The sequence below is a fragment of the Variovorax sp. P1_H12_2 genome (assembly GCF_056405335.1).
In genome coordinates this window covers 1-12,555 of sequence record NZ_JBFUCI010000164.1, presented here as the reverse complement: position 1 = coordinate 12,555, position 12,555 = coordinate 1, and the positions used below count along the sequence as shown (strand labels likewise).

The 12,555-nt window shown below is 65.8% G+C and carries 14 protein-coding genes; 8 read left to right on the top strand and 6 right to left on the bottom strand.

Annotated features, from left to right (window positions below; all coding sequences use genetic code 11):
* The 3 genes from AC1D2K_RS17490 to AC1D2K_RS17480 form a co-directional block, all read right to left on the bottom strand.
* Positions 1 to 657 (bottom strand): amino acid permease (locus tag AC1D2K_RS17490; RefSeq protein WP_478090102.1); only part of this gene is annotated, 657 nt, incomplete at its 3' end.
* A gap of 223 nt (positions 658 to 880) precedes the next feature.
* Positions 881 to 2,080, bottom strand: coding sequence for a tetratricopeptide repeat protein (locus AC1D2K_RS17485; protein ID WP_478090101.1), 1,200 nt, complete (start codon positions 2,078 to 2,080; stop codon positions 881 to 883).
* A gap of 190 nt (positions 2,081 to 2,270) precedes the next feature.
* Positions 2,271 to 2,753 carry an Lrp/AsnC family transcriptional regulator gene (locus tag AC1D2K_RS17480; protein ID WP_478090100.1) on the bottom strand — a complete coding sequence of 161 codons (483 nt, stop codon included), beginning with the start codon at positions 2,751 to 2,753 and terminating at the stop codon, positions 2,271 to 2,273.
* A gap of 140 nt (positions 2,754 to 2,893) precedes the next feature.
* Between AC1D2K_RS17480 and AC1D2K_RS17475 the strand changes: the two genes are divergently transcribed.
* Together AC1D2K_RS17475 and AC1D2K_RS17470 are read left to right on the top strand one after the other, a co-directional pair.
* Positions 2,894 to 4,090 carry an amino acid aminotransferase gene (locus AC1D2K_RS17475; RefSeq protein ID WP_478090104.1) on the top strand — a complete coding sequence of 399 codons (1,197 nt, stop codon included), beginning with the start codon at positions 2,894 to 2,896 and terminating at the stop codon, positions 4,088 to 4,090.
* Positions 4,087 to 4,461, top strand: coding sequence for a RidA family protein (locus tag AC1D2K_RS17470; RefSeq protein WP_478090099.1), 375 nt, complete (start codon positions 4,087 to 4,089; stop codon positions 4,459 to 4,461). The genes AC1D2K_RS17475 and AC1D2K_RS17470 overlap by 4 nt, the downstream gene beginning before the upstream one ends.
* Before the next feature lie 7 nt (positions 4,462 to 4,468).
* Here the strand turns inward: AC1D2K_RS17470 and AC1D2K_RS17465 are convergent, their stop codons facing one another.
* Positions 4,469 to 4,867, bottom strand: coding sequence for a tautomerase family protein (locus AC1D2K_RS17465; RefSeq protein WP_478090098.1), 399 nt, complete (start codon positions 4,865 to 4,867; stop codon positions 4,469 to 4,471).
* 108 nt (positions 4,868 to 4,975) lie between these two features.
* On the opposite strand from AC1D2K_RS17465, the gene AC1D2K_RS17460 reads away from it, so the two are divergent.
* Entirely contained in the window at positions 4,976 to 5,845 is an 870-nt protein-coding gene (locus AC1D2K_RS17460; protein ID WP_478090097.1) for a LysR substrate-binding domain-containing protein, read from the top strand.
* A gap of 54 nt (positions 5,846 to 5,899) precedes the next feature.
* Here the strand turns inward: AC1D2K_RS17460 and AC1D2K_RS17455 are convergent, their stop codons facing one another.
* Positions 5,900 to 6,106, bottom strand: coding sequence for a hypothetical protein (locus tag AC1D2K_RS17455; RefSeq protein ID WP_478090096.1), 207 nt, complete (start codon positions 6,104 to 6,106; stop codon positions 5,900 to 5,902).
* 88 nt (positions 6,107 to 6,194) lie between these two features.
* Between AC1D2K_RS17455 and AC1D2K_RS17450 the strand changes: the two genes are divergently transcribed.
* From AC1D2K_RS17450 to AC1D2K_RS17435, 4 genes are all read left to right on the top strand, one after another.
* Positions 6,195 to 6,569, top strand: coding sequence for a murein hydrolase activator EnvC family protein (locus AC1D2K_RS17450; RefSeq protein WP_478090095.1), 375 nt, complete (start codon positions 6,195 to 6,197; stop codon positions 6,567 to 6,569).
* A gap of 138 nt (positions 6,570 to 6,707) precedes the next feature.
* Entirely contained in the window at positions 6,708 to 7,235 is a 528-nt protein-coding gene (locus tag AC1D2K_RS17445; RefSeq protein ID WP_478090094.1) for a DedA family protein, read from the top strand.
* Between the two features lie 249 nt (positions 7,236 to 7,484).
* Positions 7,485 to 8,948 (top strand): DUF1254 domain-containing protein, encoded by a 1,464-nt coding sequence (locus AC1D2K_RS17440; RefSeq protein WP_478090093.1) that lies wholly within the window; start codon positions 7,485 to 7,487, stop codon positions 8,946 to 8,948.
* Complete coding sequence (locus AC1D2K_RS17435; protein ID WP_478090092.1) at positions 8,915 to 10,375, top strand: DUF1214 domain-containing protein; 1,461 nt, start codon at positions 8,915 to 8,917, stop codon at positions 10,373 to 10,375. The genes AC1D2K_RS17440 and AC1D2K_RS17435 overlap by 34 nt, the downstream gene beginning before the upstream one ends.
* 65 nt (positions 10,376 to 10,440) lie before the next feature.
* On the opposite strand, the gene glmS is transcribed toward AC1D2K_RS17435, so the two are convergent.
* Complete coding sequence (gene glmS / locus AC1D2K_RS17430) at positions 10,441 to 12,321, bottom strand: glutamine--fructose-6-phosphate transaminase (isomerizing) (RefSeq protein WP_478090091.1); 1,881 nt, start codon at positions 12,319 to 12,321, stop codon at positions 10,441 to 10,443.
* Positions 12,322 to 12,454: 133 nt separating this feature from the next.
* On the opposite strand from glmS, the gene AC1D2K_RS17425 reads away from it, so the two are divergent.
* Positions 12,455 to 12,555, top strand: a 101-nt coding sequence (locus tag AC1D2K_RS17425) for an AsnC family transcriptional regulator (protein WP_478090103.1), incomplete at its 3' end; no start/stop codon positions are given.

The following is a 12,555-nucleotide window of genomic DNA, read 5'->3' as shown; positions in this document are numbered from 1 at the left end:
CGAATAGACGCTCGCGCCCTCGATGCCGAGGAAGACGAACACCGTCACCAGCATGGTGGCCCGCACCTGCTCGAAGATCCCGCCCTCCAGGCCGCCCCCGTACAGGTTGGCGCTGAACAGGTCCATCTTGAAGGCGAAGATCAGGATCACGATGAACACCAGGATCGGGATGATCTTGGCCACCGTGACGATGCTGTTGATGAAGGCGGCCTGCTGCACGCCGCGCAGGATCATGAAGTGGAACAGCCAGATGCCGATCGACGCGACCCCGATCGCCATCACGGTGTTGCCGTCACCGAACACCGGGAAGAAGGCGCCGAGCGTGGACTTGATCAGCACCCAGTAGGAGACGTTGCCGATGCAGCTGCCGATCCAGTAGCCGAAGGCCGACAGGAAGCCCGGATAGTCGCCGAAGCCGGCCTTGGCATAGGCGAAGACGCCGGCGTCGAGGTTGGGCTTGCGCTCGGCGAGGGACTGGAACACCCGCGCCAGCATGTACATGCCGGTGCCCGCGATGAGCCATGCGATGACGGCGCCCAGCGGCCCGGTCGCGTTGGCGAAGGTCCGCGGGAGGGAAAAGATCCCCGCCCCCACCATGCCGCCCACCACCATCGCGGTGAGCTGCATGCGTGACATCTTTTGCTCGGTCGAAGCCATACCTACTCCTTGTTATTTCTTTTCGATCGATTCGACGCGTCTTCTGTTTTTCACACGAATTGAACGAGCCGCCCGATGGTTGGCGCCCATTAAATGTCGTCTCCGTGACAAAACAAACCGACCATCTTGCGATGAGGTGCGCTTGAGATTGCAAGCTGGAACTAGGATCAATGCGCTTATAGAGTTTGTCAAGGCGCACAAATCCAGGTCGAACATTGGCAAATCAGAAGCCCTTTCGGACGTTGAGCCAGAACTCGGTCGCGCTGTAATTGAAGCCGACCGAGTTGCTCTGATCGCGGATCCACAGGATCTCGGGCCGAAGCGTCCAGCTCGGCGCGAACTCCCAGACCAGATAGGCACCCACCTCGTAGAGGTTGTCCTTGCGCCGCAGCACGACGCTGTTGTCGAGCGTGTCCGGATGGAAATGCACCCGGTCGACGTTGTAGGCGTCGCGCTCCCACCAGGCGAAGGTGCCCCAGCCCAGCTTGTTGTTGATCGTGAAGTCCAACGCGGCCGTGGCGCCGTAGAAGCTGGAGTTGCCGTCCGGCCGGTCGGTCGCGAAGTGCTGACCGCCGTGCGCCGTGACCGTCAGGCTGCCGCTGCCGTCCAGCAGCGAGTGAACCCACCCGGCCGAGGCGTCCGCACTGGTGCGGTTTCGATCGCGCAAGCGGCCTTCGGGATATCGGCGCCGGCGGTACTCGGCGCCCAGCGTGAGCTGGTTGTCGGGGTCGATCCGGTAGCGGTAATCCGTGAAGAGCCCGGCATCATTGCGGTAGTCGCCATCGCCGCGATAGCTGGTGCGCCCCCTGACTCCGACCGCCAGATTGCTCTCGCCGAAGGAGCGGCTGCCCGCCAGGCGCCAGCGCAGGTCGGAGTCGTCCCGGCTGTCCGGGTTGTCGTAGTAGCGGAATCGATAGTCGAGGCTGCCATCGATCGCATAGCCGTTCTGCAGCGCGTAGTTGAGGCCRCCGCCCACGCGGGCGTTGTAGAAGGTGTCGCGGCGATCTCCGCCGCCGAGCGCGTCGGTGCCGCGCGTCGAGTTGACACGGTAGCGCCCGACGCCGGTCTCGGCATAGCCGAAACCCGTGAGTGCGCGTTTCTCGTCCAGCGCCTGATGCGCTGCCTGGTTGTAGATCTCGACCTGGCTCAAGAGGTCCTGCGGCAAGTTGTCGAAGCGCAACACCGTTTCGAACTCGATCTTGGCTTCCGCGTACTGCCCGAGCACGAAATAGGCGCGGCCGAGTTCCAGGTGCGCGGCGACGGTGTCGGGCGCCTGGGTCTCGGCGGCCTGAACGATCTCGCGGGCGCGTGCCGGATCCGGCTCGGCCGCAAACGCCACGGCGGCGCCCAGCAGCGCCATCGTGCCCATCAACACGCGCAGCGCGCTTTTGCCTGCTCCCTCCAGCCTCCTGCTTCGGCTCATTCACTCTTCTCCCAAGGCCCTTTGCCCCTTTTTTGGGCATTAAACACGGCCTCTTCTGCATGAGCAATTCAAACGAACAGAACAATTGCATATTGACAATTTGGCGGATACCTGCAATTGAGGGGTCTCGCCCTTATGCAAATGATTGCCGAACTAGACAGGGTTCCGACGCTGTGATTTGCCGCGAAAACTAGGCTGACTCGGGTGCGGGAATCGGCAAATCGTCGAAGCGCCGGAATTCCTGCAGCGAGAAGCTGCTTTGCACCTGGCGGACGCCCGGCAGGCGGTGCAGCTTGTTCGTCAACAGGTTCGAGTAAGCGTCCAGGTCCTCGGCGACCACCATCAGCAGGAAGTCCGCTGTGCCCGTGATGCCGTGGAACATCACGACCTGCGGGATCGCCAGCACCGCCTCGACGAACTCGGTCGAGCGCGACTCGTTCTGGAAGTCGATGCTGATGCTCACGAAGGCCACCACGCCGTAGCCGAGCGCTCGGCGATTGAGGCGCGCGTGGTAGCCGTCGATCAGCCCCGACTCCTCCATGCGCTTGATGCGGCGCCAGCACGGCGACTGCGACAAGCCCGTCATCTGCGCCAGCTCGCTGGTGGTCAGCCGTGCGTTCTGCTGCAGGGCCGCGAGCAGCCGCCGGTCGGCGTCGTCGGACTCGATGCGCATAAATGAACCTCCAAATTATAAAAAGTAGACAAAATTATGTGCCCTCAAGAATGAGCTTGGCATGACACTCCTCCATATGAAGAATTCGGGGTTCCCCCACGCCTCTTCAGGAAACTCCCATGCCCGCCTCTTCGTCGTCGCTGTTCAGCCATGTCCCGCCCTACGAGGGCGACCCCATCCTGTCGTTGATGGAGGCCTTCCAGACCGACCCGCGCCCGCACAAGGTCAGCCTGAGCATCGGGGTCTATTTCGACGACGAAGGGCGCCTGCCCGTGCTGCCCTCGGTGCGGCAGGCCGAGACCGCGCTGCTGCAGGAGATCAGCCCGCGCCCCTACCTGCCGATCGAGGGCATGGCCGACTACCGCTGCGCGGTCCAGCGCCTGCTCTTCGGCGCCGGGCACGAGGCCGTGACCAGCGGCCGAATCGCCACGCTTCAGACCCCCGGCGGCTCCGGCGGCCTCAAGGTCGGCGCCGACTTCCTGCGCCGCTACTTTCCCGCGTCCGGCCTCTGGATCAGCGACCCGACCTGGGACAACCACCGGGCCATCTTCGAAGGCGCCGGGCTCGCAGTCCGCACCTATCCGTACTACGACCCGGCCAGCGGCGGCCTCTGCTTCGACCGGATGCTGGCCAGCCTCGACGCGCTGCCGCGCCACAGCATCGTGCTGCTGCACGCGAGCTGCCACAACCCGACCGGCGTCGACCTCTCGCAGGCGCAGTGGGAAGCGCTGATCCCGGTGCTGCGCGAACGCGAACTGATCCCCTTCGTCGACATCGCCTACCAGGGCTTTGGCGACGGCCTCGACGAGGACGCCTTCGCGCTGCGCGCGCTGGCGGAGGCCGGCATCCAGTTCTTCGCCGCCAATTCGTTCTCGAAGAACTTCTCGATGTACGGCGAGCGCTGCGGCGGCCTCAGCGTGGTCTGCAACGACCGCGCGGCGGCCGAGACCGTGCTGGGCCAGTTGAAGGCGACCGTGCGCCGCAACTACTCGACGCCGCCCACGCACGGCGCGCGCGTGATCGCCCGCGTGCTGAACGACCCCGCGCTGTTCGCGCTCTGGACCGAGGAGACGGCCGCGATGCGCAAGCGCATCCGCGCCATGCGCGAACGCCTGCTCGCGGTGCTCGACGAGAAGTTCCAGGGACGGCGCGACTTCGGCTACCTGGTCACGCAGCGCGGCATGTTCAGCTACACCGGCCTGAGCGAGGCGCAGGTCGGGCAACTGCGCGACGAACACGCGGTCTACCTGGTGCGCTCGGGCCGGATGTGCCTGTCCGGACTGACCACCGGCAACGTGGACCACGTGGCGGCGTCGATGGCGGCCGTCCTGTCATGAAGCAGATCGTCGACACCGGCCTGCCGCCGCTCGCGCAGCCCTTCTCGTGGGCGGTGAAGGCCTCGGGCCTGCTGTTCACGGCCCACGGGCCGGTGCGCGCCGATGGCAGCATCGACACCGGCCGCATCGAGGACCAGGCGCGCCTGACCTTCGCCAACCTGCGGCGCGCCGTGGAAGCGGCCGGCGGCGGCCTCGACGACGTCACCCAGGTGCTGATCTACATGACCGACGTGAAGGACATGCCCCGGATCGACGGCGTGTACCGCGAGTTCTTCGCCGCGCCCTACCCGAGCCGCTCGAGCATGGGCGTCTCGGGGCTCGTGGTGCCGGGCATGAAGATCGAGATCGTCGCGTACGCGGTCATTGCTTAGCGGGCACTCAGACCCCTGCCTGCTGGTGACGGAATTCCTGGCTCTTGCCGCCGTACCCATAGGCGGCGGCACGGGCGTCGATCAGGTGCACGTACGACACCTCGTGAAGGTTGTCCCGGAGCTCGGCCATCGCGGCGTGGATCTCGCGCAGGTAGCGCGCCTTCTCGGCCTTGGTGTTGGTCTCGTCGGTGATGCTGATGTCGAGATGAAAGGCCGACTGGCCCAGCTCCGCGAGCGACCGGCCGCCGATGAACCAGGTGTCGGCCGGGATGTACTGCACCGTGATCGCGATCACGGGCAGCTTCTTGTCGAGCACGGACTGGGTCAGCTCGGCCACCTTGTTGACGACCTTGCGAGTCAGCTTTTGATCGGGCTGGCCGGACAGATAAATGACGATGTGGGGCATGGTGCGTGGCCTCCTTCAATGAATGAAGCCTCATTGTCGGAACCGGGATTCCATCTGAATAGCAGGAAGATATGATGCATATCATCTGTTTTTTGAATGGATATTTCCATGCAGCCACTCGATCTCGAGCAATTGAGGACCCTGGTCGCGGTGGCCGATGCAGGCAGCCTCACCGCGGCCGCACCGACGGTCTTCCTCTCGCAGTCCGCCGTCAGCGAGCAGATGCGCAAGCTCGAGGAACGGGTCGGCCACTCGCTGCTGAACCGCAGCAAGGCCGGCGTGACACCGACGCCCGCGGGCTTGCGCCTGCTCGGCCATGCGCGACACCTGCTCGCCGCGAGCGACGAGGCCCTGCGCGACCTGCACGGCGAGACATTGCAGGGCGAGCTGAGGCTCGCGGTCACGGACTACTTCAGGCCCGGCGAGTTGAGCCGGCTGCTGAGCCGGCTCGGCGAAAGCTATCCGCAGCTTCGCCTGCACGTGAGCATCCTGCAGGGCAGCGCCATGGAGGCGGCCCACGGGCGCGGCGACATCGACATCGGCCTGGCGATGCGGATCAACCCACCCTCCACCCGGGCCGGCGCCCCGGCGCCGGCTTCGCCTCTGCGCCGCGAACCGCTCGCCTGGGTCGGCGCCGAAGGCCGGCGCATCGTGCGCGGCGAGCCGGTGCGGCTGCTGGTGCTGCCCGAGAGCTGCTCGCTGCACCAGTTCACGATCCGCCTGCTGCGCGAGCGGCGCGTGCCGTACGCGGTCGCCCACGTCGCGTCCGGCGTGGCGGGCCTGCAATCGGCTCTTGCGGCCGGGCTGGGCGTGGCCTGCCTCAACGAATCGGCGCTGTGCGCCGGCGTGGCCCGGCTGCCGCCCCCGCATGGACTGCCGGCGCTGCCGCGGGTGGCCTTCCAGTTCCTGCCGGCGCGGCGCGGCGAACCCGAGCTGGTGACGCGGGTGCGCGAGCTGCTGGCGTCGCACCTGGTCTGAGCCCCGGCACCGTCGCTGCGTGTGGGCGCTGCCTTACAGTCGACGCATGACAGGTCAGTACAAGACAAGCCTCGGCCGTGCCGCGTCGGGCCTCGCCTGCGCGATGGCGTGCACCGTGCTCATCGGCTGCGCAACGAAGCCATCGCCGCCGCCGAAGAGCGAAGCGCCAGCGGCCGCCGCCTCGACGGCGCGTCCGGGCACCCGTTCCGAGCCCTCGACGCAGCAGGCGACGCGCACCGCCAAGGCCTCCAAATCGTCCAAGTCATCCAAGCCGAAGAAGGCCGCCCCACGCGCCGGGTCCGACAAAGCGGTAGCCGCGGCCAAGGTTGACCGGACTTTTCTTCGGCCCGTGAACGGCGCCGTCGTGGCGCGCTACGACGGCGGGACGAACAAGGGCGTGGACTTCGGCGGATCGAAGGGCGATCCCGTGCGCGCCGCCGGCGACGGCAAGGTGGTCTTCTCGGCGGCCACGCTGCGCGGCTACGGCCGGCTGGTCATGGTCAAGCACGACGCCACCTACATGTCGGCCTACGCGCACAACAGCGAACTGCTCGTGAAGGAAGGACAGACCGTCAAGCGCGGCCAGGTCATCGCCCGCATGGGGAACACGGAGACCGATTCGGTCAAGCTGCACTTCGAGCTGCGAAGGAACGGCAGCGCGGTCAACCCGCTGCCGTACTTCGCTGCCGGTGGAGCCGACGCGCAGGCACCAGCCGACGACTGAGGACGCTGGGAGGGCGGCGCCTTCGTGGGAGACTCTCGGCGCTCGGCCGGTGAGTCGAAGCCTGCCGAATCGCTGGCAATTCGCGCTTCCGCGAAGTCCTTCCATTCCCGGCCAGACTCAGAACTCGCAAATTCTCCAATGACTCTTGACGACATCACTCGAGCGACGATCGAAGTCATCCAGGACCACGAGGCCTGGGGCGTTCCCATCGTGCTGGCCCTCGCGTTCGGCGAGTCCCTGGCGTTCATTTCGCTGCTGCTGCCCGCCACCGTGATCTTGCTGGGGGTCGGCTTTCTCATCGGCGGGAGCGGCATTGCGTTCTGGCCGCTCTGGTGCGCCGCGGTCGTCGGGGCCTTCCTGGGAGACTGGCTGTCCTTCTGGATAGGCGGACGGCTGAAGGGCAACGCCGGCCACTATTGGCCCCTGTCTCGCCATCCCGACCTGATCCCGCGCGGTCACAGGTTCTTCGAGCGATGGGGAACGGCCGGCGTCTTCTTCGGGCRCTTCTTCGGCCCCTTGCGCGCATCCGTGCCGTTGGCGGCGGGCATCTGCGAAATGCCGGCGCTGACCTTTCAGCTCGCCAACGTCTCATCAGCGATCGTGTGGGCGACRGGCATCCTGGCGCCCGGCGCGTTCGGCCTCAAGTGGGTGCAGGCGTGGATCTGAGGCATTCGCGGCTGCGGCGTCGTTAAGTTTGCGGGCCCACGCTCAGGCGCCTCTCTTCGACTCGCCTTGCTGCGAACAGCGTGCCTCGCCCCCCGGCCATCCGCGTAGCGCAGGCGCGTGCGGGTGGGGGGTGGGGGTGGGGGACCTACTGCCCGAACGGGCAACCGAACATGCCCCTCAGGGTGTTCGGCCGGCCTCCGAATCTGCGCTACGCTGCACCGATTGACATCGCGCCCAGTGGAGCAAACCGTGAGATTTCGTAGTGTCCTGTCCCCGTTCAACCTGGCGCTGCCCGCGCTGGCAGCCTCGCTGCTGGTCGTGCCCCTGGCCGCGCCCGCCGCGGATGCCGCATCGGCCAGCCAGGCGACAGCCCTCGTGAAGATGCCCGACAGCTACCTCGAGATGGCGGCCAAGGACGTCTATTTCTGGGCCTGGCCGATGACGAACATCTACAACCGGCGCATCAAGTTCAAGGACCTGCCGCACGCCGGACTGATGGGCGGGACCGTCCCGGTCGGACCACCCAATCAGCTCTCGATGCTGAGCGACTACATCACGCCTGACGAGCGACAGGTGGCCTGCCCCAATCAGGACGTCGTCTATGGATTCATGCTGTTGGCGTTGGACCAGAGTCCGGTCGTCGTGCAGGTCCCCGAATTCGGCAGCCGGTTCTGGGTCTACCAGGCCGTGGACCTTCGCACGGACGGTTTTGCCGACTTCGGGAAGATGTACGGAACGAAGCCCGGCTTCTACCTGCTGGTCGGGCCGGACTGGAAGGGCACGGTGCCCAAGGGCATCACCAAGGTGTTCCGGGCCAAGAGCAACACCGGCGTTCTCATTCCGCGCGTGTACCAGGACGACACGCCGCAGGACAAGAAAGACGTGCAGACGGCGTTGTCCGGGGTCAATGCCTATCCGCTCTCCGAGTACACCGGCAAGACGCAGCTGCGCGACTGGGCAAAGTCGCCGAGGTTCCCCGCGGAGGCCGGCGGCGACACCGAGACCAAATGGGTCGTGCCCGACAAATTCTGGGACACCCTCGGCGCCATCCTCAAGGATGCCAAGCCGCTGCCCGGCGAAGAGGCCATCTACGCCCGCGCCAGCGCCCTGGTCGCAGCCGGCGCGGCCGACCCGCGCGTGAAGGAAGTGCTGGTGAAGGCCGCGGCCGACGCCGACAAGCAGGTCGTCGACCCGCTGTTCCAGTTTCGCAACTACGGCCTGCAGTTGCCCGCGAACTGGAGCACCGTGAACAACGGCGCGCAGTTCGGCAGCGACTACTTCACGCGCACGGCGGCCGCCAAGTCGAACATCTTCATCAACAAGGTCAACGAGACCAAGTACTTCTACCAGGATCTGGACGCAGAGGGCGCGAGGCTGAACGGGGCCAACAAGTACGCGGTGACCTTCCCGAAAGGCGCCTTGCCGCCGGTGCACGGCTTCTGGTCGCTGACGCTCTACAACCAGCACCACTTCTTTGCCGACAACGCGCTCAAGCGCTACTCGCTCGGCACCAAGAACAAGAACCTCAAGCCGAATGCGGACGGCTCATTGACGCTTTACGTGCAATCCGATTCGCCGGGCGCAGACAAGGAGAGCAACTGGTTGCCCGCGCCGAAGGGCGAGGACTTCTCGCTCTACATCCGGACGTACTGGCCGCAGGAACAGGTGCTCTCGGGTGCATGGACGCCGCCGTCGGTCAGCAAGGTGCAATGAGCATGCGGACCAGAGCCACAGGCATCGCCTGCATGCCGCGACTATCGAAGGAATTCATGCACTACAAGCATCGCATCAAGGCCGTACCCTCACTCGTCGTCATGGTCGCGGCGAGCTTGGCCGGTTGTCAGTCGGCCAAGGCCCCGGAGGCGTCCATCACGACGGCCGCGCCTGCCGCCGTCAGCCAGGTTTCCGACCTGGACATCGTTGACGCCTGGTCGTACCTCTATGGYCGTTACCTTGTTCTTCAGCAGGAGAACCGCGACATCAACGTCGACAAGGTCGGCTACAACCGCATCAAGTACAACCCTCTCGGCTCCGCGGAGTTCGTGAATCCGAACATGGATGTCGCGTATCTGGAGTCGTGGATTGCGGTTGACGAGACCCATGCGGTCATTCTCAACGTCCCCAAGGTGACGGGGCGGTACTACACGGCGCAGCTGGTCGACGGATGGGGCGAGGTCATCGCCAACATCAACCAGCGCACCTACCCGCAGCATCCGTACGGCAAGTTCGCACTGGTCTTGAAGGGGACCCATCCGCCCATCCCCGAGGGCGCTGTCCGCGTCGAGCTCCCGGCCCGCAAGGCCAAGCTGCTTGCGCGCGTGGAGCTTCGGGGCAAGCCCGCGGAGGCGCAACGCCTTCAGAAACAGTTCACGCTGGACGTGTCGGACGGAATCGTCATCGAGCCGCCGCTGCCCGTGCCGCAATTCACGCCACAGGCACCCATCGGCGTCGCGATATTCGACAACCTCTCCAGCGTGCTGGCAAGCTACCCTGACCCGATGCCCAAGGGGCCGCAGTACCAGGCGACAGCGCACAGGGTGGCCACGTACATACAGACAGGCCAGACAGCCCGGGACCGCGTCGACGCCGTGGTGAAGAGCCAGGCCATTCCGGCCTTCCTCGCGCGCGCCAAGGGATTCGGCACGCAAAAAGGTGGCTGGTCGGTGGCTTACGTCGTCGGAAAGTTCGGCGACGACGTGGCCGCCCGGGATGTCATCAACTACGGCGGGCTGTGGGGAAACACTGCCAATGAAGCGATCTATTTCATCGGGCTGACCGACAGCGACAAGCAGCCGCTGAGTGGAAGCAAGACTTATGAAATCCGCTTCCCGAAGGGCGGGCTGCCGGACTCTCAGGTCCATGGCTTTTGGTCGGTCACGCTCTACACGACTCCGGACTATCGGGTGGCTCCCAACGCCCTCAACCGCTACAGCATCAACAACGTATCGCACATCAAGCCGAGTGCCGACGGGACGACCAGCATCTGGCTGGCGCCGACGCAGCCGAAGGGCGTGCCTTCAAGCAACTGGCTTCCGACCCCAGCGGGCAAGGACTATTCTCTGAACTTCCGGATGTATGTCGCCAAGCCCGATGTCCTGGGTGGACAGTGGTTCCCGCCACCGATACAGCAAACGCACTGACCTGTGACGCGGCTGACCGGGGCGCTTTGACCGCTTTGGGCGCGTGGCATCCGACCCGCCGCGCCCTACTCCACCGTCACACTCTTCGCCAGATTCCGAGGCTTGTCCACGTCGGTCCCACGCGCGCACGCCGTGTGATAGGCGAGCAGTTGCAGCGGCACCACGTGCAGCAGCGGCGACAGCGCGCCGTAGTGCCCCGGCATGCGGATCACGTGAATGCCTTCGCTGCTCTCGATCAGCGTGTCGCCGTCGGCCAGCACATACAGCACCCCGCCGCGCGCCCGCACTTCCTGCAGGTTGCTCTTGAGCTTCTCGAGCAGCGCGTCGTTGGGCGCCACGGTCACGACCGGCATTTCGCTGGTCACGAGCGCCAGCGGGCCGTGCTTGAGTTCGCCGGCCGCATAGGCCTCGGCATGGATGTAGGTTACTTCCTTGAGCTTGAGAGCGCCTTCGAGCGCGATCGGATAGTGCAGGCCGCGGCCGAGGAAGAGCGCGTTCTCCTTGCGCGCGAAGTCCTCCGCCCAGCTGATGATCTGCGGCTCCAGCGCCAGCACCGACTGCAGCGCCACCGGCAGGTGCCGCATTTCCTTCAGGTAGCGCGCCTCGTCCGCTGCGCTCAGGCGCTCCTGCGCCTGCGCCAGCGCCAGCGTGAGCAGGAAGAGCCCGGCGAGCTGCGTCGTGAAGGCCTTGGTCGAGGCCACGCCGATCTCGACGCCGGCGCGCGTGATGTAGGCCAGCTTGCACTCGCGCACCATGGCGCTGGTGGCGACGTTGCAGATGGTGAGGGTCTGCTCCATCCCCAGCGAGCGCGCGTGCCGCAGCGCCGCCAGCGTGTCGGCGGTCTCGCCCGACTGGCTGATGGTCACGACCAGGGTCTTCGGATCGGGCACCGAGTCGCGGTAGCGGTATTCGCTCGCGATCTCGACCTGGGTCGGGATCCTCGCGATGCCCTCGAGCCAGTACTTGGCGGTGCAGCCGCTGTAGTAGCTGGTGCCGCAGGCCAGGATCAGCACGCGGTCGATTTCCTTGAACACGCGCCAGGCGGCCGCGCCGGGCGCGCCATCCACGCCGGCACCGTCGAACAGCTCGGGCACGATGCCTTCCACGCCTTCGAGCGTGTCGGCGATCGCGCGCGGCTGCTCGAAGATTTCCTTCTGCATGTAGTGGCGATAGGGGCCGAGCTCGGCGGCGCCGCTGTGGGCCTGCACGGTGCGAACCGTGCGGGTCGCGGGCTTGTGGTCGCGGTCGGCGATCCAGTACTTGCCCAGCTGGATATCGACCACGTCGCCTTCCTCGAGATAGACGATCTGGTCGGTCACGCCGGCCAGCGCCATCGCGTCGCTGGCGAGGAAGTTCTCGCCGGCCTCCTGGCCCACGCCGAGAATCAGCGGCGAACCCGCACGCGCGCCAACCACCCGCTGCGGCTCGTCGCGACAGATCGCCGCGATGGCATAGGCGCCCTGGAGCTGCTTCACGCTGGTCTTCACGGCCTCGAACAGGTCGCCGTCGTAGTGGCTGTCGATCAGGTGGGCGATGACCTCGGTGTCGGTCTGGCTCGCGAACACGTAGCCCTTGGCCTGCAGCGCCGCGCGCAGCGCCTCGTGGTTCTCGATGATGCCGTTGTGCACCAGCGCCACGCGACCGGGGCGGGCCGCTTCGGCGTCGGCGCCCGGACCGTGGCTGAAATGCGGATGGGCGTTGTGCACCGCCGGCRCGCCGTGCGTGGCCCAGCGCGTGTGGGCGATGCCGGTGCTGCCCTCGATCCGGTCGTCGCGCACCTGCGCGAGCAGGTCGGCCACGCGCGACGTGGTGCGCGCGCGCTGCAGGCCGCCCGCATGGACCGCCACGCCGCAGGAGTCATAGCCGCGGTACTCGAGGCGCTGCAGCCCCTGCACGAGAACGGGAACGATATTGCGACCGGAAACGGCGCCGACGATGCCACACATTGAACTGCTCCTGCGATTGGATGCGCGATGGTAGGCCTGTTCATGTGAAATTTATCGACAAAATTTCATATGTAGTATCGATAACTTTCTTTATTTTCGTTTTCAGAAATTTTATTCCAATAGAATTGGAAAAATGAAATCAGAAGATCTAGACGACACGGACCTTCGATTGCTCGATGCCCTGCAGCGCGACGCGTCCCAAAGCAACCACGCGCTGGCCGAGCGCTTCAGCAT